General features: G+C 69.7%; 19 protein-coding genes and 1 pseudogene. 11 read left to right on the top strand and 9 right to left on the bottom strand.

Annotated features, from left to right (window positions below; all coding sequences use genetic code 11):
* Positions 1–82: 82 nt before the first annotated feature.
* From OG870_RS16860 to OG870_RS16845, 4 genes and pseudogenes are all read right to left on the bottom strand, one after another.
* A complete protein-coding gene (locus OG870_RS16860; RefSeq protein ID WP_266514826.1) occupies positions 83–982 on the bottom strand; it encodes an MBL fold metallo-hydrolase in 900 nt (299 codons plus the stop codon).
* Between the two features lie 100 nt (positions 983–1,082).
* Positions 1,083–1,328 (bottom strand): hypothetical protein, encoded by a 246-nt coding sequence (locus OG870_RS16855; protein ID WP_405624372.1) that lies wholly within the window; start codon positions 1,326–1,328, stop codon positions 1,083–1,085.
* A 58-nt stretch (positions 1,329–1,386) separates the two neighbouring features.
* Positions 1,387–2,307 (bottom strand): hypothetical protein, encoded by a 921-nt coding sequence (locus OG870_RS16850; RefSeq protein WP_266840293.1) that lies wholly within the window; start codon positions 2,305–2,307, stop codon positions 1,387–1,389.
* Between the two features lie 32 nt (positions 2,308–2,339).
* Positions 2,340–2,618, bottom strand: a pseudogene (locus OG870_RS16845) (ATP-binding protein); the annotation flags it as partial.
* On the opposite strand from OG870_RS16845, the gene OG870_RS16840 reads away from it, so the two are divergent.
* From OG870_RS16840 to OG870_RS16825, 4 genes are all read left to right on the top strand, one after another.
* A complete protein-coding gene (locus OG870_RS16840; RefSeq protein ID WP_327691056.1) occupies positions 2,533–2,931 on the top strand; it encodes a Scr1 family TA system antitoxin-like transcriptional regulator in 399 nt (132 codons plus the stop codon). The pseudogene OG870_RS16845 and the gene OG870_RS16840 sit on opposite strands and share 86 nt — an antisense overlap.
* 8 nt (positions 2,932–2,939) lie before the next feature.
* Positions 2,940–3,134 carry a DUF397 domain-containing protein gene (locus OG870_RS16835; RefSeq protein WP_266514816.1) on the top strand — a complete coding sequence of 65 codons (195 nt, stop codon included), beginning with the start codon at positions 2,940–2,942 and terminating at the stop codon, positions 3,132–3,134.
* 29 nt (positions 3,135–3,163) lie between these two features.
* Positions 3,164–5,422, top strand: a complete 2,259-nt coding sequence (gene recD2, locus OG870_RS16830) for an SF1B family DNA helicase RecD2 (RefSeq protein WP_266584404.1) — start codon at positions 3,164–3,166, stop codon at positions 5,420–5,422.
* A gap of 303 nt (positions 5,423–5,725) precedes the next feature.
* Positions 5,726–7,015, top strand: a complete 1,290-nt coding sequence (locus OG870_RS16825; protein ID WP_266514811.1) for a citrate synthase — start codon at positions 5,726–5,728, stop codon at positions 7,013–7,015.
* 727 nt (positions 7,016–7,742) lie between these two features.
* On the opposite strand, the gene OG870_RS16820 is transcribed toward OG870_RS16825, so the two are convergent.
* Both OG870_RS16820 and OG870_RS16815 read right to left on the bottom strand, forming a co-directional pair.
* The gene (locus OG870_RS16820) at positions 7,743–9,992 is read right to left on the bottom strand and encodes a heavy metal translocating P-type ATPase (protein ID WP_266584406.1); all 2,250 of its coding nucleotides are present in this window, start codon (positions 9,990–9,992) and stop codon (positions 7,743–7,745) included.
* Between the two features lie 20 nt (positions 9,993–10,012).
* Positions 10,013–10,252 (bottom strand): heavy-metal-associated domain-containing protein, encoded by a 240-nt coding sequence (locus OG870_RS16815; protein ID WP_266514807.1) that lies wholly within the window; start codon positions 10,250–10,252, stop codon positions 10,013–10,015.
* Positions 10,253–10,471: 219 nt separating this feature from the next.
* Here OG870_RS16815 and OG870_RS16810 point away from each other — a divergent pair, with 219 nt between their 5' ends.
* On the top strand, positions 10,472–11,515 hold the full coding sequence (locus tag OG870_RS16810) for a zinc-dependent alcohol dehydrogenase family protein (RefSeq protein WP_266584408.1): 1,044 nt from the start codon (positions 10,472–10,474) through the stop codon (positions 11,513–11,515).
* Here OG870_RS16810 and OG870_RS16805 read toward each other — a convergent pair.
* The 3 genes from OG870_RS16805 to OG870_RS16795 all read right to left on the bottom strand — a co-directional run bounded on the left by OG870_RS16805 (position 11,496) and on the right by OG870_RS16795 (position 13,557).
* Positions 11,496–12,059 (bottom strand): GNAT family N-acetyltransferase, encoded by a 564-nt coding sequence (locus OG870_RS16805; RefSeq protein WP_266584410.1) that lies wholly within the window; start codon positions 12,057–12,059, stop codon positions 11,496–11,498. The genes OG870_RS16810 and OG870_RS16805 overlap by 20 nt on opposite strands.
* Positions 12,060–12,124: 65 nt before the next feature.
* A complete protein-coding gene (locus OG870_RS16800; RefSeq protein ID WP_266514799.1) occupies positions 12,125–12,325 on the bottom strand; it encodes a helix-turn-helix transcriptional regulator in 201 nt (66 codons plus the stop codon).
* A 314-nt stretch (positions 12,326–12,639) separates the two neighbouring features.
* Positions 12,640–13,557 carry a sugar phosphate isomerase/epimerase family protein gene (locus OG870_RS16795; protein ID WP_266588411.1) on the bottom strand — a complete coding sequence of 306 codons (918 nt, stop codon included), beginning with the start codon at positions 13,555–13,557 and terminating at the stop codon, positions 12,640–12,642.
* Between the two features lie 124 nt (positions 13,558–13,681).
* Between OG870_RS16795 and iolC the strand changes: the two genes are divergently transcribed.
* The 6 genes from iolC (at position 13,682) to OG870_RS16765 (ending at position 21,509) form a co-directional block, all read left to right on the top strand.
* A complete protein-coding gene (gene iolC / locus OG870_RS16790) occupies positions 13,682–14,650 on the top strand; it encodes a 5-dehydro-2-deoxygluconokinase (protein ID WP_266584412.1) in 969 nt (322 codons plus the stop codon).
* A 92-nt stretch (positions 14,651–14,742) separates the two neighbouring features.
* A complete protein-coding gene (locus tag OG870_RS16785; RefSeq protein ID WP_443063462.1) occupies positions 14,743–15,618 on the top strand; it encodes a Cgl0159 family (beta/alpha)8-fold protein in 876 nt (291 codons plus the stop codon).
* Between the two features lie 7 nt (positions 15,619–15,625).
* Positions 15,626–16,453: a 5-deoxy-glucuronate isomerase gene (gene iolB / locus OG870_RS16780; RefSeq protein WP_266584414.1), complete on the top strand. Its 828-nt coding sequence runs from the start codon at positions 15,626–15,628 to the stop codon at positions 16,451–16,453.
* The gene (gene iolD / locus OG870_RS16775; RefSeq protein ID WP_266584416.1) at positions 16,450–18,336 is read left to right on the top strand and encodes a 3D-(3,5/4)-trihydroxycyclohexane-1,2-dione acylhydrolase (decyclizing); all 1,887 of its coding nucleotides are present in this window, start codon (positions 16,450–16,452) and stop codon (positions 18,334–18,336) included. Before iolB ends, iolD begins: the two co-directional genes overlap by 4 nt.
* Before the next feature lie 14 nt (positions 18,337–18,350).
* Positions 18,351–19,853: a CoA-acylating methylmalonate-semialdehyde dehydrogenase gene (mmsA, locus tag OG870_RS16770; protein WP_266514786.1), complete on the top strand. Its 1,503-nt coding sequence runs from the start codon at positions 18,351–18,353 to the stop codon at positions 19,851–19,853.
* A gap of 255 nt (positions 19,854–20,108) precedes the next feature.
* Entirely contained in the window at positions 20,109–21,509 is a 1,401-nt protein-coding gene (locus tag OG870_RS16765) for an APC family permease (protein ID WP_266584418.1), read from the top strand.
* Positions 21,510–21,606: the final 97 nt, after the last annotated feature.

The raw sequence follows: 21,606 nt of genomic DNA, 5'->3' as shown, positions 1-21,606 counted from the left end.
TGAGGTCCGCGGTCACATGGCAGCGCGGATGGTCAGCCGCCCGCGAGGGCGCCGGAGTTTCCGCAAGGACGAGAACGACGCCTCACCAGCGCACCGCGCTGAAGTCCACCGGTCGGGGCCGAAGCCGACGGGTACGGGACGCCAGCTCGCGCATGCGCCGGGCCATCTCGTCACCGGGGAGCTTTCGCCGGTCTCCGTGGCCCGGCAGCAGCCACTCGAAGCGCAGTCGGTCGACGGTCCGGGTCAGGGAGTCGGCGAGTGCTTCGATCGAGTACCAGGTGACGCTGTCGACCACCTCGATGTCCGCCGTCGTTCGGGACCAGTAGAAGCTGTCGCCGCTGAAGCAGTACCGCTCGTCGGCCAGGTAGAGCACGCTGCCTCGGGTGTGGCCGGGCAGAGGGAAGGCGATCACACCGTCGGAGATCACCGTCGGGTCGGTGCCGCGGAGCACGCGGTCGGCGTCCGGGGCGGCGTCGAGATCGCCCTCGTGGATCCAGAGCCGGGCGCCGAAGCGGTCGGCGTAACGGCGGCCGTGTGCGGCATGGTCGCGGTGGGTGAGCAGGACGTCGGTGACGGGGCCCAGCGCCTCGTGGCGGGCCGCCAGCGCCGGGCTCCAGCGCGGGGTGTCGACCATCATCGTGGTGCCGTCGGGGCGGTGCAGCAGGTAGGAGTTGGCCCCCGCCGTGTGCCGGGAGTTGTGCCCGCACAACCGCACGGTGTCGTCGAGGGCCAGCGGGAAGGGGTCCCGGTCCGCCTCCAGCTGTCCGGTCGGCGGACGGACGGCCCGAGTGGGGCAGGCGTGCGCGGCGGCGTACAACTGCCCTGTCTCGTCCGGGCCTTGCGGCTCGCGGAGGATGACCGAACGGCCGTCGGCCTCACCGATCAGGCCCGGGGCGAGCTGCCGGGCGACATCGCAGTTGGTGCAGCGCCCGTCGATGTGCCAGGCGGGCGTGGGCAGTTCGGCTCCCATGACTTCGCTCATGCTCCAGAGGTATCCCGGGCCTCACGGAAAGCGGAAGGGGGGCCGGATCTGGCGCTTACGGCACCGCGCTGCTCTCCTGCGGTTTTACCCCCGGCCCCGCTCACTCCGTGGTGAACAGCTCCGCCGGTTCCTTGACGTGCATGGCCCGCTGCGCCCAGGCCTCCAGCTGATTCAGATCAGTGCAGGACTGGATACGCTCGCGCACGGCATCGGGCACGGGAAGCTCGCGCCACTCCAGGATGTGGAGAACCATCTCGGCCTTGGCCTCGGCCCGACCCTGTTCCCGTCCTTCCTCGCGTACCTGTTCCGCGAGCGGGTGTCGCCAGAAGTACTGGATTGCCGTCATCAGGTCCCTCCACATCTGCTTGCCTGGGGGTCGGCCAGGCAGGAGTCGACAGACCTGCTCATTCCGTGGCGAACAGCTCCGTCGGATCCTTGACGTGGATGGCCCGCTGCGCCCAGGTCTCCAGTTGGTTCAGATCCGTGCAGGACTGGATACGTTCGCGCACGGCATCGGGCACGGGAAGCTCACGCCATCCCAGGATGTGGAGAACCATCTCGGCCTTGGCCTCGGCCCGGCCCTCTTCTCGACCCTCGGCCCGGCCCTGTTCCAGGCCCTGTTCCCGTCCTTCCTCGCGTACCTGTTCAGCGAGCGGGTGTCGCCAGAAGTACTGGATTGCCGTCATCAGGTCCCTCCACATCTGCTTTGCCTGGGGGTCGGCCAGGCAGGAGTCGACGAACTGCACGAAGACTGCGGCGCTCTCCGGATCGATGGTCCGCAGGGCGGCGGCCAGGGATTCCAGTATGGCCGGAGCCTGCGGTCCACGGCCGTGTGTCATGGCCGAGAGCACCGCAAGGGGGACGTCCTTCTCGGCCTGCCGCTCGTCCGTGATCACCGGCACGTTGTCCGGACCGAGCACCAGGGGCCGTACCGTCAACGAGTGCCAGTCCCGGAAGCCGAACCGGATCGGCCGGGACGCCCACTTGGCCGTCGTACTGCTCTGGGTGATGACGATGAGGACGGGCTCGCAGCGGTACTTCTCGTACAGGTAGGAGAGGTAGTACGGCCAACTGCCCCGCTTGCGCTCGTCCACCTTCCCCTGTGACTCCACCACCAGCAGGTACGTGCCCTCGTCCGTCTCCGCCCGCAGCAGGGTGTCTACGCGGCGCTCGACCGGTTCGATCTCGGTGAGGTCCACGTTGAGCGCGGCGATCTCGCGGGTCTCGGGGAAGGGCACGTGCAGCACCTTCTGTAACGCCTTCGTCAGCAGTGTCGGATCCTTCTGGAAGATCCGGTGCAAGGCCTCATGCGACGAGCCGACCATCAGCTCTCCTTTCCATCGCGCTGATCAACGAGCTACGCCGCCGCAAGTTCGCACCACACGTACTTTCCCCGGTTGCCGTGTCTCGACAGCGGATGCCAGCCCCACACGTCGGAACAGGCCCGCACCAGCGCCAGTCCCCGCCCTTGCTCCGCCTCGGCGAGCCGCGCCAACGCCACGGGTGGCTCGGGCGGTTCGGGGTCCGCGTCCCACGCCCCGATCCGCAACGTGCCCGGCGGCGCCCAGCGCAACCGCAGGGCGGCCGGCCCCTTGGTGTGCCGCACGGCGTTGGCGACCAGCTCGGTGGCGAGCAGGGTCGGCAACCGGGCCATGGCACGAGCCCAGCTCACCCGCATCCTGGAACTTTCTGAACCGGATCACATCACTGTGCGTGTCGTCCCCTTCGACCTGGAGGGCTTCCCTTGGGGCAGCAGCACAATGGCCTACGTGGGCGGCGGAGTGACCAAACTGGACACAGTGATCCGCGACGTACCCACCGGTGCGTTCTATGCGGACGCTGAAGAACAACTGAGAACGTATCGAGCCCGTTTCCAGGAAGTGAGAGCCAGGGCTCTCGACCCGGATCGGTCGCGTGAGTTCATCCAGAGGCTGGCGAAAGAACTGTGAGGCAACCCATGGCTCTCCACGACAACTGGCGAAAGTCGTCCTATTCGGCCGGGGGCGACGGTGACGACTGTGTGGAGATGGCGACCACTCCCACCCACGTTGCCGTCCGTGACTCGAAAACCCCCACCCGAGCCACCCTCACCTTCCCCACCCCCACCTTCACCACGTTCCTCGAAGCCCTGAAAACCGCTCGTCTGCGCTGACTGTCAGTCGTCACCGGTACCGTCGGATCATGGCTCAACAGGCGGGGAACCCCACGGGTGAACGGCAGCTCGCCGTGCTCGAAGGCGTGCTGGAGCGCATCACGTACGCCAACGAGGACAACGGCTACACGGTTGCCCGGGTCGACACCGGCAGAGGTGGCGGCGACCTCCTCACGGTCGTAGGCGCGCTGCTCGGCGCCCAGGTCGGCGAGGCCCTGCGGATGGAGGGACGCTGGGGGTCCCACCCGCAGTACGGCAAGCAGTTCACGGTGGAGAACTACACGACCATGCTGCCGGCCACCGTCCAGGGCATTCGCCGCTACCTCGGCTCGGGGCTGGTCAAGGGCATCGGCCCCGTCTTCGCCGACCGCATCACCCAGCACTTCGGTCTGGACACCCTGCAGATCATCGAGGAGGAGCCCAAGCGGCTCATCGAGGTGCCCGGGCTCGGCCCCAAGCGCACCAAGAAGATCGCCGATGCCTGGGAGGAGCAGAAGGCGATCAAGGAGGTCATGCTCTTCCTCCAGACCGTCGAGGTGTCCACCTCCATCGCGGTGCGCATCTACAAGAAGTACGGCGACGCCTCGATCTCGGTCGTCAAGAATCAGCCGTACCGCCTCGCGTCCGACGTCTGGGGCATCGGCTTCCTCACCGCCGACAAGATCGCCCAGTCCGTCGGCATCCCGCACGACAGCCCGGAGCGCGTGAAGGCAGGCCTGCAGTACGCGCTGTCGCAGGCCACCGACCAGGGCAACTGCTATCTCCCCGAGGAGCGGTTGATCGCGGACGCGGTGAAGCTGCTGCAGGTCGACACCGGGCTCGTCATCGAGTGCCTCGCCGAGCTCGCCGAGCCGCCCGAGGAGGGCGAGGACCCCGGTGTCGTACGGGAGAAGGTGCCCGGCCCGGACGGCGGCCCACCCGTCACCGCCGTCTACCTCGTGCCCTTCCACCGTGCCGAACTGTCCCTCTGCGCCCAGCTGTTGCGCCTTCTGCGCACGGACGAGGACCGGATGCCCGGCTTCCATGACGTGGCCTGGGACAAGGCGCTCACCTGGCTGAAGGGGCGTACGGGCGCGGACCTCGCGGCCGAGCAGGAGGCCGCGGTCAAGCTCGCGTTGACCAAGAAGGTCGCCGTGCTGACCGGCGGCCCCGGCTGCGGCAAGTCCTTCACGGTCCGCTCGATCGTGGAGCTGGCGCGGGCGAAGAAGGCCCGGGTGGTACTGGCCGCCCCCACCGGCCGCGCGGCCAAGCGCCTGGCCGAACTCACCGGCGCCGAGGCCTCCACCGTCCACCGCCTGCTGGAGCTGAAGCCCGGCGGCGACGCGGCCTACGACAAGGACCGCCCGCTGGAGGCCGACCTGGTGGTGGTCGACGAGGCCTCCATGCTGGACCTGCTGCTCGCCAACAAGCTGGTCAAGGCGGTCCCGCCGGGCGCTCACCTGCTCTTCGTCGGCGACGTCGACCAGCTGCCCAGCGTCGGCGCGGGGGAAGTGCTCAGGGACCTCCTCGCGGACGGCGGCCCGATCCCCGCCGTGCGCCTGACGCGCGTGTTCCGGCAGGCCCAGCAGTCCGGCGTGGTCACCAACGCGCACCGGATCAACTCCGGGCACCAGCCGGTCACCGACGGCATGAAGGACTTCTTCCTCTTCGTCGAGGACGACACGGAGGAGGCCGGGCGGCTCACCGTGGACGTGGCGGCCCGTCGGATTCCGGCCAAGTTCGGCCTCGATCCGCGCCGGGACGTCCAGGTTCTCGCGCCCATGCACCGCGGCCCGGCCGGCGCCGGCAACCTCAACGGCCTGCTCCAGCAGGCCATCACCCCCGGCCGCCCCGATGTGCCCGAGAAGCGGTTCGGCGGCCGGGTCTTCCGCGTCGGCGACAAGGTCACCCAGATTCGCAACAATTACGAGAAGGGCAAGAACGGCGTCTTCAACGGCACCGTCGGCGTCGTCACCTCGCTCGACTCGGTTGACCAGCGCCTGACGGTGCTGACCGACGAGGACGAGGAGGTTGTGTACGAATTCGACGAGCTGGACGAACTGGCTCACGCGTACGCGGTGACCATCCACCGCTCGCAGGGGAGTGAATATCCGGCCGTGGTGATCCCGGTCACCACCAGCGCCTGGATGATGCTTCAGCGCAACCTGCTCTACACGGCGGTCACCCGGGCCAAGAAGCTGGTCGTCCTGGTCGGTTCACGCAAGGCGATTGGCCAGGCGGTGCGCACAGTGTCGGCGGGACGGCGCTGCACGGCACTCGACTTCCGGCTCTCACCCAGACCCCTGTGAGACCCCTGTGAGGGCTTCTGGGACGTCTGTGAGGCTCTCGGACCGCCGTGAGGGCCCTCGCCACCCCCCGTGGGGCCTCTTCGAGACAGGCATCACAAAAAATGATCGATCAAATGAGTCGCGAAGGTCACAGAGCACTTCCGGATGGGGAATCAAGGGGGCAGGATGTGCAAGTTGGCGGCACTCAGTGCCGTCAATAGGCCCGATGGTCGACCCCGAGTGCACTCTCCTGAGCCAATTGGGGGATGGTAGAGACAGTCAGGGCAACCTCGAAGATGAGGCACTACGTCGGTGAGGGAAGACGTGAGCGACAACTCTGTAGTACTGCGGTACGGCGACGGCGAGTACACCTACCCGGTGATCAACAGCACCGTCGGCGACAAGGGCTTCGACATCGGGAAGCTCCGCGCCCAGACCGGTCTGGTGACGCTGGACAGCGGTTACGGCAACACCGCCGCCTATAAATCCGCCGTCACCTACCTCGACGGCGAGGCGGGCATCCTCCGGTACCGCGGCTACCCCATCGAGCAGCTGGCGGAGCGCTCCACCTTCCTGGAGGTCGCCTACCTGCTGATCAACGGCGAGCTTCCGAGCGTCGACGAGCTCTCCGTGTTCAAGAACGACATCACGCAGCACACCCTGCTGCACGAGGACGTCAAGAACTTCTACAAGGGCTTCCCGCGCGACGCCCACCCGATGGCCATGCTGTCGTCGGTCGTTTCGGCGCTGTCCACGTTCTACCAGGACAGCCACAACCCCTTCGACGAGAAGCAGCGCAACCTCTCGACGATCCGCCTGCTCGCCAAGCTTCCGACGATCGCGGCGTACGCGTACAAGAAGTCGATCGGCCACCCCTTCGTCTACCCGCGCAACGACCTCGGTTACGTCGAGAACTTCCTGCGCATGACCTTCTCGGTCCCGGCGCAGGAGTACGACCTCGACCCGGTCGTGGTCGCCGCCCTCGACAAGCTGCTGATCCTGCACGCGGACCACGAGCAGAACTGTTCGACGTCCACGGTCCGTCTCGTCGGCTCCTCGCAGGCGAACATGTTCGCGTCGATCTCGGCCGGCATCAACGCCCTGTGGGGCCCGCTGCACGGCGGCGCCAACCAGTCCGTGCTGGAGATGCTGGAGGGCATCCAGTCCTCCGGTGGTGACGTCGACTCCTTCATCCGCAAGGTGAAGAACAAGGAGGACGGCGTCCGGCTGATGGGCTTCGGCCACCGGGTCTACAAGAACTTCGACCCGCGCGCGAAGATCATCAAGGCTGCGGCGCACGACGTCCTCTCGGCGCTCGGCAAGTCCGACGAGCTGCTGGACATCGCGCTGAAGCTGGAGGAGCACGCGCTCTCGGACGACTACTTCGTCTCGCGCAGCCTCTACCCGAACGTCGACTTCTACACCGGCCTGATCTACCGCGCCATGGGCTTCCCGACCGAGATGTTCACGGTCCTGTTCGCCCTCGGCCGCCTCCCGGGCTGGATCGCCCAGTGGCACGAAATGATCAAGGAGCCCGGCTCCCGCATCGGCCGCCCGCGCCAGATCTACACGGGTGTCGTCGAGCGCGACTTCGTGCCGGTCGAGGAGCGCTGATTCCTCCGGTGGGGGTGCCGGTTCACTGGTGCCCGTGAGTTCAGAGCCCTTCCGTCCCATGGGCGGAGGGGCTTTGCGCATGTCGGGGGGGGTGATTCCCGTTCCGGGCGGGTGCGGGCACGTCGTGGCCGGGTGCGCAGTTCCCCGCGCCCCTCAGGTGGTCCGGTAACAGGTGGTCCGGGAAAGAAGAAAGGCGCCCTGGCGGCGGTCCCCCCACGGGCCGACGTCCAGGGCGCCTTCCCATGTCCCGGTGCGGATTCCCCCCACGGGATCCGGCCGGGCGTCTGTGAGAACAGCGCCTGATCGCTGTCGAATACGGCGAGCGTTGAGCAGAATGAGCAAAACTCGCCGTACTCATGGTTGTGCGGTCTGCCGGGACAACGCACGCTCGGGAGGGCCGCTCAAAGCTCTCCGGTGTACGTGCCCCGGCAACACACCTCTGAGGAAGTCCCCCAAGACATCCTCAGATGCCAGGAAACGCCCCCCAAGACGCTGCCTGACATCGTCAACTTAGACCTTCGAACCCCTTCGATGGTTACGTTCACATCAGTGTGATCTGCGTCTCTTGCATATGTCCGTTAGATGCGCAAGAGCCCGAATATGCCGATCGGGACCCAAGCGTAAGGATGATGCGCGAGCCTTGTGAAGAGCTTATGTGAGCCTGGCTCCGGACTCCAGGGGTGCTCTCACCTCGACTTCGCCTAACCGTCGGTAACTTCGCCGCAGATCAGCGGAACGTCCGCAACCGAAGGCTGTTCGTCACCACGAACACCGATGAGAAGGCCATCGCGGCCCCGGCGATCATCGGGTTCAGCAGCCCGACCGCGGCCAGCGGCAGCGCGGCCACGTTGTATCCGAAGGCCCACACGAGGTTGCCCTTGATCGTGGACAGCGTCCTGCGGGACAGCCGGATCGCGTCCGCTGCCACCCGCAGATCCCCGCGCACCAGCGTCAGATCGCCCGCCTCGATCGCCGCGTCGGTCCCCGTGCCCATCGCCAGCCCCAGATCGGCGGTGGCCAGCGCGGCCGCGTCGTTGACGCCGTCGCCGACCATGGCGACGCTGCGGCCCTCGCGCTGCAGCCGTCGTACGGCTTCGACCTTCTCCTCGGGCAGGACCTCCGCGATCACCTGCTCGATGCCGACGGCGTGTGCCACGGCTTCGGCGACCGCGCGGTTGTCCCCGGTCAGCAGCACCGGCGTGAGCCCCAGCGCGCGCAGCTCGCGCACTGCCTCCGCACTGGTCTGCTTGATCGCGTCGGCAACGGTGACGACACCGCGTGCCACTCCGTCCCAGCCGACCACGACGGCCGTACGACCGCCCTTCTCGGCCTCGTCCTTCGCGCGGGCCAACTCCTCCGGCAGCCGCTCGAAGAGCCGCCCCACGGCCACCTCGCGGCCCTCCACCCGCCCGCGTACGCCACGCCCGGGCACGTTCTCGAAGGCCTCGACCTCCGGGAGCCGTCCGACCCGCTCCTCGGCGCCCAGGGCGAGCGCGCGGGCGACGGGATGCTCGGAGGCGCGCTCGACGGCGCCCGCGAGCCGCAGCACCTCCGTCTCGTCGGCGCCGACGGCGACGTACACCTCGTGAAGGGTCATCCGGCCGGTGGTGACCGTTCCGGTCTTGTCGAGTACGACGGTGTCGACGCGGCGCGTGGACTCCAGGACCTCCGGGCCCTTGATGAGGATGCCGAGCTGCGCGCCGCGCCCCGTGCCGACCATCAGCGCGGTCGGCGTGGCCAGGCCCAGCGCGCACGGGCAGGCGATGATCAGGACCGCGACGGCCGCGGTGAACGCGGCGACCGTGTCGCCCGTGACGCCGAGCCACACGCCGAACGTGGCGAGGGCGATCAGCATGACGACGGGCACGAAGACCGCCGAGATGCGGTCGGCGAGCCGCTGCACCTCCGCCTTGCCGTTCTGCGCGTCCTCCACCAGCTTCGCCATCCGCGCGAGCTGGGTGTCGGCGCCCACGCGCGTGGCCTCGACGACCAGCCGGCCCCCGGCGTTGACCGTGGCCCCGGTGACGGCGTCGCCCGTGCCCACGTCCACCGGCACCGACTCGCCGGTCAGCATCGAGGCGTCCACGGCGGACGCGCCCTCGACGACGGTGCCGTCGGTCGCGATCTTCTCCCCGGGCCGTACGACGAAGCGGTCCCCGACGGCCAGCCGGGACACGGGGACACGGATCTCACGGCCCCCGCGGAGTACGGACACGTCCTTGGCGCCCAGCTCCATCAGCGCCCTGAGAGCCGCTCCCGCACGCCGCTTGGAGCGGGCCTCCAGATAGCGGCCCAGCAGGATGAAGGCGACGACACCGGCGGCGACCTCCAGATAGATCGTGGAGGCGCCGTCGGTGCGGGTGACGGTGAACCTGAACTCGTCGTGCATGCCGGGCGTGCCCGCGTCGCCGAGGAACAGTGCCCACAGCGACCAGCCGAACGCGGCCAGCGTGCCGACCGAGACCAGCGTGTCCATGGTGGCCGCGCCGTGCCGGGCGTTCGTCAGGGCCGCCCGGTGGAAGGGCAGCCCGCCCCACACGACGACCGGCGCGGCGAGGGTGAGCGCCAGCCACTGCCAGTCGTCGAACTGCAGGGCCGGGATCATCGACAGCAGTACGACGGGGAGCGCGAGCAGGGCGGAGACGGTGAACCGGCGGCGGTAGGAGGTCAGTTCGGGGTCTTCCGGCGAGTCCTGCTCGGCGGGCTCCGGCCGGGGCGGGGGTGGCTCCTCGGCCGTGTAGCCCGTCTTCACCACGGTGGCGATCAGGTCGGCGACCTGGATGTCCGCGGAGTGGGTGATCCTCGCCTTCTCCGTCGCGTAGTTCACCGTGGCCGTGACGCCGTCCATGCGGTTGAGCTTCTTCTCGACGCGCGCCGCGCAGGAGGCGCAGGTCATCCCGCCGATGAGCAGCTCGACCTCGGAGGCGTCCGCTGCCGTGCGTATCGGTGCCGGTGTCTCTGTGGTGGTGCTGGTCATCTCGGGTACCCGGCTTCCGGTCAGACCTGGCCGACGAGTTCGAAGCCCGCCTCGTCCACCGCCGCGCGCACGGCGGCCTGGTCGAGGGGGGCGGTGGAGACGACGGTGACCTCACCGGACGCGGCGACGGCCGTCACCGAGCTGACGCCGGGAAGCTCCCGGATCTCACCGGAGACGGAACCCTCGCAGTGTCCGCAGCTCATCCCGCTTACCTTGTAGACGGCGGTGACGGTGCCCGAGGTGTCGGTCTGGGTGGTCATGTCGTTCTCCTCGTCGAGGTGTGTGGGGCTGAAGGGCCCACGGGGGCCTTCCACTCTCCAAGGCTATACCCCTAGGGGGTATTTTTCCATCAGGTCCGGGGTCGTGGTGACGTCCGCGTCGCAGACGATGAGCGCCCCGAGATCGCCCCGACACGGGCGCGCGGAACGGCGGGACCGGCCACGATGTACCCGTAGCCACGGACGGTGATGGGAGCGCACATGCGGGCAGTGGTGTTCGAGCAGTACGGGGAGCCGGCCGAGGTACGTGACGTGACGGACCCTCGGCCCGCCGGACACGGGGTCGTCGTGAAGGTCGAGGCCACGGGCCTCTGCCGCAGCGACTGGCACGGCTGGCAGGGCCACGACCCGGACATCGCCCTCCCGCACGTGCCCGGACACGAACTCGCCGGTGTGGTGGAGGCGGTGGGTCCCGGCGTGGGCAACTGGCACCCCGGCGACCGGGTGACCGTCCCGTTCGTGTGCGCCTGCGGCGGCTGCGCGGCATGTGCGGCCGGTGACCAGCAGGTGTGCGAGCGTCAGACGCAGCCCGGCTTCACGCACTGGGGTTCGTTCGCGCAGTACGTGGCGCTGGACCACGCCGACGTGAACCTCGTCGCCGTACCCGAGGAGCTGTCGTTCGCCACGGCCGCGGGGTTGGGCTGCCGGTTCGCCACCGCGTTCCGCGCGGTCGTGCAGCAGGGCCGGGTGGCGGCGGGGGAGTGGGTCGCGGTGCACGGCTGCGGAGGCGTGGGCCTGTCCGCGGTGATGATCGCGGCGGCCTCGGGGGCGCGGGTGATCGCGGTCGACGTATCGCCCGGAGCCCTGGACCTGGCGCGGAAGTTCGGCGCGGCGGAGTGCGTGGACGGGTCGGACACGACGGACACGGCCGCGGCGGTCCGGGAGCTGACCGGGGGTGGCGCCCAGCTGTCCCTCGACGCCCTGGGCTCGCCCCTCACCTGCGCCGCCTCCGTGAACGGCCTGCGTCGCCGTGGCCGCCACGTCCAGGTGGGCCTGCTCCCCTCACCCACCGGCACGACCCCCGTCCCGATGGCCCGCGCGATCGCCCTGGAGCTCGAACTCCTCGGCAGCCACGGCATGGCGGCGCACACCTACCCGCCGATGCTGGAGCTGGTGAGGGCCGGCGTGCTGCGCCCCGACCTCCTGGTGACCTCGCACATCACCCTGGACGCCGCACCGGCGGCGCTGGCGGCGATGGGGACGGCGCCGGGAGCCGGGGTGACGGTCATCGAGCCGTGGAACTGAGAGCGGCCCAGTCACGGTCGAGGATGCCCATGATCACCTCGTCGACCCACTCGCCGTCGCGCAACTCGACGTCCCGCCGGATCCCCTCCACCACGAACCCGGCCTTCTCGTACACGTGCAGGGCCCGGCGGTTGTGGCCGTACGCCTCCAACTGGATCCGGTGCAGGCCGAGTTGCTCGAAGGCGTGGCGGACGACGAGCCGGGTGGCCTCGGTTCCGAGACCGCGGTCGCGGCCGCGCGGGCCGATCAGGGTGCGGAACGTACAGCTGAGGTCCTGCGGATCCCATTCGTACAGGACGACCTCGCCGACGAGTTCGCCGGTGGCGCGGTCGGTGACGGCGAGGTCGAGGCGGTCGGGCTGAGCGGCCCGGGAGCCGTACCAGGACCGTAGGTGCTCCAAGGTGAGTTCACGCGGGGGTTCGCCGGTGAAGCGGAGGACGTCCGGGTCCTCCATGATCTCCCACATGACGTCGGCGTCGGCCTCGGTGAACGGCCGCAGTTCGGTCCTGGCACCCGTGAGAACGGGCTTGACGGAGAAGCTCATGGGACAACCGTGCCCCACGGGGACGGTGGGGCACAGGTGGTTTTCGGGAGGACGGCCGCGGCAGGTCAGTCCTCTCTTCGGCCGCGGTTTCCGGGCCTGGAGGCGACCCACGCCCGGACCGTGTCCGCGTACCAGAAGGGCTTTCCGCCCTCGACGTGGTCGGGCGGCGGGAGCAGCCCGTGCTTGCGGTAGGACCGCACGGTGTCCGGCTGCACCTTGATGTGCGCCGCGATCTCCTTGTACGACCAGAGCCTTCGGTCGGTCATGGGTAGCACCTCCCTGCGCGCGCCGCGGGGGCGGCCGGGGGCGGCCGTCGGGGGAGCCGGGCGCTGCGCTGGCGATCACAGATCCTGCGCCCCCGTCAACGACGGAGCGTGAGGGGAGGTCAGGGCCTGTGGGCCGGGTGTGACGCAATTCCCGCGTACACGGGACATGTGTGACACGGAGGGGGTGTTTTGTGACACGAGTGCCGCAAAGGCGTGCGCGGGCTCGAAGGCGCGGCGCGTTGACACCGGTTCCCCCGCCTCCCCTTGGCGGTGCTACGGCGCGTGCGACACCGCCACGCGGGCGCGGTCGGCGGCTACGCCCCGCAGGACCGGAGGAACGCCCGCGTCCGCTGCGCGATGGGCAGCGGAACGTCCGGCTCGCACGGGTACATGTCCTGCTCCACGATCGCGAAGAGATCCACGTCCAGCTTCTGCGCGGCCTCCAGCACCGGGCCCAACGCGGGCACCCCGGCGGGCGGTTCACACATCACACCGCGCGCGACGGCCGGCCCGAACGGAACCTGATCGGCCCGCACGTCCGCCAGGATCTCCGGATCCACCTGCTTGAGGTGCAGATACCCGATCCGCTCCCCGTAGGTCTCGATCAGCTTGACGCTGTCGCCGCCGCAGTACGCGTAGTGCCCCGTGTCCAGGCACAGCGAGACCAGGTCGGAGTCCGTCCCGTCCAGGAACCGGACGACGTTCTCCTCGCTGTCGACGTGCGTGTCGGCATGCGGGTGGACGACGATCTGCAGCCCGTACCGCTCCCGCACCTCCCGCCCCAGCCGTTCCGTCAGCGAGGTCAGGTTGCGCCACTGCTCGGGCGTCAGCGTGTCCGGCTCCAGCACCTCGCCGGTCTTGTCGTCCCGCCAGAAGGACGGGATGACCACCAGGTGAGACGCACCCATGGCCTGTGCGAGCACCGCGTTGTCGGCCACGTGGGCCCAGGTCTTCTCCCACACCGCCTCGCCGTGGTGCAGGCCCGTGAACACCGTGCCGGCCGACACCTTCAGGCCACGGCGGGCCGTCTCCTCGGTGAGCACGGCGGGGTCGGTCGGCAGGTACCCGTACGGACCCAGCTCGATCCACTCGTAGCCGGACTGCGAGACCTCGTCGAGGAAGCGCTGCCAGGGGACCTGCCGCGGGTCGTCCGGGAACCAGACGCCCCAGGAGTCGGGCGCCGATCCGACGCGGATGCGGGACAGTGAGGACTGAGGCGGCAAGGACGTCATGGCGGTCAGCTTCCGGGCGACAGCAAGCGCTGTCAAGCTGTCGTCCGTATGTCTGGACAAAACATTGACAGGGCTCGGTGCGGGGGTTTAAAAACGCGGAGAGAGCTGTGACGAAGGGAAGTCGATGGCGTACGACCTGATCACCATGGGGCGGATCGGAGTGGACCTGTATCCGCTCCAGACCGGCGTCCCGCTGCCGCAGGTGACGAGCTTCGGCAAGTTCCTCGGCGGCTCGGCGACGAACGTGGCGGTCGCCGCGGCCCGCCTCGGACGCCGTACGGCGGTGATCACGCGCACCGGCGATGACCCCTTCGGCACCTACCTCCACGAGGCACTCCGGGGCTTCGGCGTCGACGACCGCTGGGTGACCCCGGTCCCGGGCCTGCCCACCCCGGTCACCTTCTGCGAGGTCTTCCCGCCGGACGACTTCCCGCTCTACTTCTACCGCCTGCCCAAGGCCCCCGACCTGGAGATCGACGCCCACGAGCTGGACCTCGACGCCATCCACGACACCCGTGTCTTCTGGGTCACCGGCACCGGCCTGAGCGAGGAGCCCAGCCGCACGGCGACGCTCGCGGCCCTCGCCCACCGCGCCAAGGCCGGTACGACGGTCTTCGACCTCGACTGGCGCCCCATGTTCTGGAAGGGCACAGCCGGGCGCGGTCCGGCCGCCTCCGCCCGCCCCTTCTACCAGGAGGCCCTGCGCCACACCACCGTCGCGGTCGGCAACCTCGACGAGGTGGAGGTCGCGACCGGAGTGCGTGAACCGCGGGCCGCCGCCGAGGCGTTGCTGGACGCGGGCGTCGAACTCGCCGTCGTCAAGCAGGGCCCCAAGGGCGTCCTCGCCGTCAACAGCAAGGGCGAGTCGGCCGAGGTCCCGCCCCTGCCGGTCAACGTCCTCAACGGTCTCGGCGCCGGTGACGCCTTCGGTGGCTCCCTCTGCCACGGACTGCTGGAGGGCCACGACCTGGAGACGATCATGCGGCACGCCAACGCGGCCGGCGCGATCGTCGCCTCCCGCCTGGAGTGCTCCTCCGCCATGCCGACCACCGACGAGATCGACGTCGCCCTCAAGGCCGGAGCGGTGCTGTGAGTACGCGCCGGCGCCGCAAGGGCGTGGACGAGACGGGCGACACGGGCTGCCTGGGCGTGACCGTGACGCCGGCGTCCGCGAAGAGCCGGAGCGTGGACGTCACCGAACTCGTCCGCATCCGCGCCCACCGCCCCGAGGCGATCGCCGAGGCCGCGGCCCGCCGCACCCGCAGGCTGCAGCTGAGCGACTCCGGCCGGCTGATGATCGTCGCCGCCGACCACCCGGCCCGCGGCGCGCTCGGCGTCGGCGACCGCCCACTCGCCATGGCCAACCGTGCCGACCTGCTCGAACGCCTCTGCCTCGCCCTCTCCCGCCCCGGCGTCGACGGTGTCCTCGCCACCGCCGACATCCTCGACGACCTGCTCCTCCTCGGCGCCCTCGACGGCAAGGTCGTCATGGGCTCGATGAACCGCGGAGGCCTCCAGGGCGCCCGGTTCGAACTCGACGACCGGTTCACCGGCCACCGCCCCGAGGACATCCAGCGCCTCGGCTTCGACGCCGGCAAGCTGCTCCTGCGCATCGACTACGACGACCCCGGTTCCCTCACCACGCTGGAGTCGACCGCCCGCGCCGTCGACGACATGGCGGCGCGCCGGCTTCCGGTCTTCGTGGAGCCGTTCATCAGCCGCCGTACCGACGAGGGCAGGCTGCGCAACGACCTGTCCGCCGAGGCCGTCACCAAGTCCATCGCGATCGCCTCGGGCCTCGGCGGCACCTCCGCCTACACCTGGCTCAAGCTCCCGGTCACCGAGAACCCCGACGACATGGCCGAGGTCATGGCGACGTCGACGCTGCCCGCCGTGCTACTGGGCGGCGAGGTCGGCGACGATCAGGACGGCGCGTACGAGAAGTGGCGCGGCGCCCTCCAACTCCCCACCGTGCGCGGCCTGGTGGTCGGGCGTTCGCTGCTGTACCCGGCGGACGGCGACGTGGCCGCCGCAGTGGACACCGCCGTCGGACTGTTGTGAGGACCTGATGACCGTGGGCGAGCTGCACGTCGAGCGCGGCACCACCGCGAACGGCAACTATGTGCTGGACATCGACCCCAAAAGGGCCGGCTGGGAGTACAGCAGTCTGCGGGTCGTGGAGCTGGAGCCGGGTGGCACACACACCTTCACCACCGGTGACAGCGAATGGATCGTGCTTCCGCTGCAGGGCGCATGTACCGTGCGGACAGCCGACGACAAGACGGACCAAGAGTTCCAACTCCTGGGCAGGGAAAGCGTGTTCGCGTCGGTCTCCGACTTCGCGTACGTGCCCCTGGACGCCCGGGTCCAGATCGCCTCCGGCGCGGGAGGCCGCTTCGCCCTGGCAGGAGCGAAGTGCGAGCGACGACTCCCCGCCCGCTACGGCCCCGCGCCGGAGGTCCCCGTCGAAGAGCGTGGCAGCGGCGCCCAGTTGCGGCATGTCCGCAACTTCGCCTCGGCCGACGCCTTCGACTGCGACAGGCTCATCGCCGTCGAGGTGATCACCCCTGGCGGCAACTGGTCCTCGTACCCGCCGCACAAGCACGACGAGCACCGGCCCGGTGTGGAAGCGGAGCTGGAGGAGATCTACTACTTCGAGATCGACGGACCGAACGGGTTCGGCTATCAGCGCGTATCTCCCTCCCGTGAGGGCGGATCCGACGTCCTCGCCGAGGTCCGCTCCGGCGACGCCGTCCTCGTCCCCGACGGATGGCACGGCCCGTCCATCGCCCAGCCCGGCCACGACATGTACTACCTCAATGTCATGGCGGGGCCGGGCGAGACGCGGGAGTGGCGGATCTGCTTCCATCCGCACCATACGGAGGGTTACCGATGACGTCCTCAACGACGAGGCTCACGGTCGCGCAGGCACTCGTCCGCTTCCTGTCGGTCCAGTACACCGAGCGCGACGGCGTACGGCAGCGGCTGATCGGCGCGACCTGGGGCATCTTCGGCCACGGCAACGTGGCCGGAATCGGTCAGGCGCTCGTCGAGTACTCCGCCGACATGCCCTTCCACCAGGGCCGCAACGAACAGGCCATGGTGCACGCGGCGGTCGGCTACGCCCGGCAGTCGGGCCGCCTGTCCACGCACGCCGTGACGACCTCCATCGGCCCCGGCGCCACCAACCTCGTCACGGGCGCCGCCCTCGCCACCGTCAACCACCTGCCCGTTCTGCTGCTGCCCGGCGACGTCTTCGCCGGCCGCCCCGCCGACCCGGTCCTCCAGCAGCTCGAAGTCCCGTACGCCTGCGATGTGTCGGTCAACGACAGCCTGCGCCCGGTGTCGAAGTACTTCGACCGGATCACACGCCCGGAAGCCCTGATCCCGTCCGCCCTCAACGCCGTGCGCGTGCTCACCGACCCCGTCGAGACCGGCGCCGTGACGCTCGCTCTCCCGCAGGACGTGCAGGCCGAGGCGTACGACTGGCCGGACGAGTTCTTCGCCGAGCGCACCTGGGCCGTACGGCGTCCGGGTGCCGATCCGGCCGAACTCGCCGAGGCCGTACGGGTGATCAGGGCCGCGCGCAGGCCGCTCGTCGTCGCGGGCGGCGGCGTCCACCACGGCCGCGCCGAGGAGGCTCTCGCCGAGTTCGCGGAGACCACCGGCATACCGGTCGCCTCCACCCAGGCCGGCAAGGGCTCCCTGCGTCACGACCACCCGCAGGACGTCGGCGGGATCGGCCACACCGGCACGGCGACCGCGAACGAACTCGCCCGCACCGCCGACCTGGTGATCGGCGTCGGCACCCGCTACACCGACTTCACCACCGCCTCCGGCACCCTCTTCTCCGGCCAGGGCGTGCGCTTCCTCAACCTCAACATCGCGCCCTTCGACGGCCACAAGCTCGCCGGTCAGCCGCTGATCGCGGACGCCCGCAGCGGCCTGCAGGAACTGACGGCGGCCCTGGACACGCACGCGCACCGGGTCGAGTCGCCCTACGTCACGGAGTACACCGAGGACAAGGAGCGCTGGGAGCAGCGCGTCGACGCCTGCTACGAGGCCGACGAGCCGGACGTACGGCCGACGCAGCCGCAGGTGCTCGGCGCGCTGGACGCGATCGTCGACGAGACGGACGTGATCATCAATGCGGCCGGCTCCCTCCCCGGCGACCTGCACAAACTGTGGCGGGCGCGCTCGCGGGACCAGTACCACCTGGAGTACGGCTACTCCTGCATGGGCTACGAGATCCCGGCCTCCATCGGCGTGAAGATGGCCGCCCCGGACCGGCCCGTGTGGGCGCTGGTCGGCGACGGCACGTACCTGATGATGCCGACGGAGATCGTGACCGCCGTACAGGAGGGCATCGCGATCAAGGTGCTGCTCGTGCAGAACCACGGGTACGCGTCCATCGGCGGCCTGTCCGAGTCGGTGGGCGGCGAGCGGTTCGGCACCGCGTACCGCTTCCCGTCGCACGACGGCACGTACACGGGGGCGCCGCTGCCCGTGGATCTCGCCGCGAACGCCGCCAGCCTGGGCATGCGCGTCCTGCGGGCGAAGACCGTGGCCGATCTTCGGGAGGCGCTCGCCGAGGCCCGCGCCGCCGACACGCCCACATGTGTCTACGTCGAGACCGAAACGGCCGACACTGTGTCGGGCCCGCCACCGGCGCAGGCCTGGTGGGATGTACCTGTGGCCGAGACCGCGACCCGACCGTCAGCGGTGAAGGCCCGAGAGCTGTACGAACGGCACGTCTCCACCCGACGCCGCCATCTGTGAAGGAGTATCTGGGCATGACGAAGATCGTCAACCACTGGATCGGCGGCAAGACCGTCGAAGGCGCGTCGGGTACGTACGGGCCGGTCACCGACCCTGCGACCGGCGCCGTCACCACGAACGTCGCCTTCGCGTCGGTCGACGAGGTCGACGCCGCGGTCGCCGCCGCCAAGGACGCGTACGTCACCTGGGGCCAGTCCTCGCTGGCCAAGCGCACGGAGATCCTCTTCCGGTTCCGGGCGCTGCTGGACGCCAACCGGGACGCGATCGCCGAGCTGATCACCGCCGAGCACGGCAAGGTGCACTCCGACGCACTCGGTGAGGTGGCCCGCGGTCTGGAGATCGTCGACCTCGCCTGCGGCATCAACGTGCAGCTCAAGGGCGAGCTGTCCACGCAGGTCGCCAGCCGCGTCGACGTCTCCTCCATCCGCCAGCCGCTGGGCGTCGTCGCGGGCATCACGCCGTTCAACTTCCCGGCGATGGTCCCGATGTGGATGTTCCCGATGGCCATCGCGACCGGCAACACCTTCGTCCTGAAGCCGTCCGAGAAGGATCCGTCGGCGTCGATCAAGATCGCCGAACTGCTGGCCGAGGCCGGTCTGCCCGACGGCGTCTTCAACGTCGTGCACGGCGACAAGGTGGCCGTCGACCGCCTGCTGGAGCACCCGGACGTCAAGGCCGTCTCCTTCGTCGGCTCGACCCCGATCGCCCGCTACATCCACACCACCGCCGCCGCGAACCACAAGCGCGTGCAGGCCCTGGGCGGCGCCAAGAACCACATGCTGGTCCTGCCCGACGCCGACCTGGACGCGGCCGCCGACGCCGCCGTCTCGGCCGCCTACGGCTCCGCGGGCGAGCGCTGCATGGCCATCTCCGCGGTCGTCGCGGTCGGCTCCATCGGCGACGAACTGGTGGAGAAGATCCGCGAGCGCGCCGAGAAGATCAAGATCGGTCCCGGCAACGACCCCACCTCCGAGATGGGCCCGCTCATCACCAGGGTCCACCGCGACAAGGTGGCGTCGTACGTCTCGGGCGCGGCGGCCGAGGGCGCCGAGGTCGTGCTCGACGGCACCGGCTACACGGTCGAGGGCTTCGAGGACGGCCACTGGATCGGCATCTCGCTGCTCGACAAGGTGCCCACGTCCGCGAAGGCCTACCAGGACGAGATCTTCGGCCCGGTGCTGTGCGTGCTGCGCGTGGACACCTACGACGAGGGCGTGGAGCTGATCAACAGCTCGCCGTTCGGCAACGGCACCGCGATCTTCACCCGGGACGGCGGCGCCGCCCGCCGCTTCCAGCTGGAGATCGAGGCCGGCATGGTCGGCGTGAACGTCCCGATCCCGGTCCCCGTCGGCTACCACTCCTTCGGTGGCTGGAAGGACAGCCTCTTCGGCGACCACCACGTCTACGGCAACGACGGCACGCACTTCTACACCCGCGGCAAGGTCGTCACCACCCGCTGGCCCGACCCGGCCGACGCCCCCTCCGGCGTCGACCTCGGCTTCCCGCGCAACCACTGAGGGTGACCTGATCCCCTGATGGGGCCGTCCGTCATACGGACGGCCCCATTTTTTTGCGAGCTCGTGCTGCGGTTCCCGTACGACCGAACAGAGCCGAACAGTCCACACCCCACTGCCGTAAACGCGCCCAGAAAGCCTTTCGATCTACGGATTCCGTAGGTAAACACCTATTGACGCGCCGGTTTTCGTCGGGGTTCGATGCAGCACCGCCGCAGCCGCCGGAGGCATCCGCACGAGTCGATCGGAACCCGCCGTATGACCGACACGCTCCGCCCTGTCGCCACCGACGTCGCAGAGTCAGCGGACAGCAGTCCCCGGACGCTCAAGCGCTCCATCGGAGTGGTCGGCGGGACACTGCTGACCCTCTCCTGCGTGACCCCCGCCTCCACGCTGTTCGTGGTCGTCCCGGACCTGTTCGGCTCGCTCGGCACCGCCACCGCCCTGACGATCGCCATCGGCTCCCTGCTCTGTATCGCCGTGGCTTTCTGCTACTCGGAGCTGGGCACCCTCATCCCCAGCGCGGGTGGCGAGTACGCCATGGTCTCGACGCTGGCGGGCCGCCTCGCGGGCTGGCTGGTCTTCGTCCTCTCTCTCCTGGTCGTCATGATCGTCCCGCCGGTGATCGCGATGGGCACGGCGGACTACCTGGCACCGGTCGTGCATCTCGACCCGTCGATCGCCGGCGCCGGCGTGATGCTGCTCGCCACCCTGGCCGGCCTGCTCGACCTGCGCGCCAACGCCTGGATCACCGGCATCTTCCTGGTCCTGGAGGTCATCGCCGCAGCCGTCGTGGCCGTCCTGGGCTTCGCACACAGCGAGCGGGGCGCGGGCAGCCTGGTGGCCATGCAGGTGGCCGGTACCGGCGGCCACACGGACACGGTGACGGCGATGCTGGTCGTCTCCGGCCTGGCGATCGCCCTCTTCGTCACCCAGGGCTTCTCGACCGCCGTCTACCTCTCCGAGGAGCTGGAGCACCCGCGCCGCAACGTCGCCCGCACCGTCCTGGCCACCCTCGCCATCTCCACCGTGATCATCCTGGTCCCGGTCGTCGCCATCACCCTGGGCGCCTCCGACCTCACGGAGCTGACCGGCGGCGACATCAGCTCCATGGTCACCGCCTGGTCCAACTCGGCGGTCGGCACCTTCGTCAGCCTCTGCGTGGCCCTCGCGATCATCAACGCCGGCATCGTGATGGTCATCCAGAACTCCCGCGTCCTGTTCGCCTCGGCGCGCGACAAGGCCTGGCCCGAGCCGGTCAACCACGTCTTCGCCAAGCTCGGCCGCTTCGGTTCCCCCTGGGTCGCCACCCTCGCCGTCGGCATCCCCGGCGCCGTGCTCTGCTTCGTGAACCTCGACACCCTGTACGGCGTCACGGGCGTCTCGGTGACCGGCATGTACCTCCTGGTCGCCGTGGCCGCCCTCCTCTCCCGCCGCGCCTCCCACAAGCACACCCCGGCCTGGCGCATGCCCCTGTGGCCCGCGATGCCGGTCCTGCTGATCGCGGTACTGGCGTACATCCTCAGCCAGCAGGAGACGAGCTACCTGCTCTGGACAGGCGGCATCACGGCAGTGGCCACCTTGTACTGGGCCTTCTACCTTCGGCCGCGCAAGGACACGCGGTGGCTGGTCTCCGTCCCGGAGGACGCCCAGCCTTGATCGCCCCGCAGGGGCGCCCTGGGGGCGCGGGGAACCGCACGACAAGCCTCGACGAACCCGCACCCGGCAAAGCACAGGACAGACCGAGCCAGTAGCC

Source organism: Streptomyces sp. NBC_00461 (assembly GCF_036013935.1).
Classification (GTDB): Bacteria; Actinomycetota; Actinomycetes; order Streptomycetales; family Streptomycetaceae; genus Streptomyces.
The sequence above is the reverse complement of the archived record's forward strand: the minus strand, read 5'-3'. Positions and strand labels throughout refer to the sequence as shown.

What these genes read in the sequence shown, in the direction of transcription:
- iolD (WP_266584416.1), top strand. Translation starts at nt 16,450, where the DNA reads ATGACGTCCTCAACGACGAGGCTCACGGTCGCGCAGGCACTCGTCCGC.
- OG870_RS16835 (WP_266514816.1), top strand. Translation starts at nt 2,940, where the DNA reads ATGGCTCTCCACGACAACTGGCGAAAGTCGTCCTATTCGGCCGGGGGC.
- OG870_RS16765 (WP_266584418.1), top strand. Translation starts at nt 20,109, where the DNA reads ATGACCGACACGCTCCGCCCTGTCGCCACCGACGTCGCAGAGTCAGCG.
- OG870_RS16815 (WP_266514807.1), bottom strand. Translation starts at nt 10,252, where the DNA reads ATGACCACCCAGACCGACACCTCGGGCACCGTCACCGCCGTCTACAAG.
- recD2 (WP_266584404.1), top strand. Translation starts at nt 3,164, where the DNA reads ATGGCTCAACAGGCGGGGAACCCCACGGGTGAACGGCAGCTCGCCGTG.
- OG870_RS16795 (WP_266588411.1), bottom strand. Translation starts at nt 13,557, where the DNA reads ATGACGTCCTTGCCGCCTCAGTCCTCACTGTCCCGCATCCGCGTCGGA.
- iolB (WP_266584414.1), top strand. Translation starts at nt 15,626, where the DNA reads ATGACCGTGGGCGAGCTGCACGTCGAGCGCGGCACCACCGCGAACGGC.
- OG870_RS16805 (WP_266584410.1), bottom strand. Translation starts at nt 12,059, where the DNA reads ATGAGCTTCTCCGTCAAGCCCGTTCTCACGGGTGCCAGGACCGAACTG.
- OG870_RS16820 (WP_266584406.1), bottom strand. Translation starts at nt 9,992, where the DNA reads ATGACCAGCACCACCACAGAGACACCGGCACCGATACGCACGGCAGCG.
- OG870_RS16860 (WP_266514826.1), bottom strand. Translation starts at nt 982, where the DNA reads ATGAGCGAAGTCATGGGAGCCGAACTGCCCACGCCCGCCTGGCACATC.
- iolC (WP_266584412.1), top strand. Translation starts at nt 13,682, where the DNA reads ATGGCGTACGACCTGATCACCATGGGGCGGATCGGAGTGGACCTGTAT.
- OG870_RS16855 (WP_405624372.1), bottom strand. Translation starts at nt 1,328, where the DNA reads ATGACGGCAATCCAGTACTTCTGGCGACACCCGCTCGCGGAACAGGTA.
- mmsA (WP_266514786.1), top strand. Translation starts at nt 18,351, where the DNA reads ATGACGAAGATCGTCAACCACTGGATCGGCGGCAAGACCGTCGAAGGC.
- OG870_RS16810 (WP_266584408.1), top strand. Translation starts at nt 10,472, where the DNA reads ATGCGGGCAGTGGTGTTCGAGCAGTACGGGGAGCCGGCCGAGGTACGT.
- OG870_RS16800 (WP_266514799.1), bottom strand. Translation starts at nt 12,325, where the DNA reads ATGACCGACCGAAGGCTCTGGTCGTACAAGGAGATCGCGGCGCACATC.
- OG870_RS16850 (WP_266840293.1), bottom strand. Translation starts at nt 2,307, where the DNA reads ATGGTCGGCTCGTCGCATGAGGCCTTGCACCGGATCTTCCAGAAGGAT.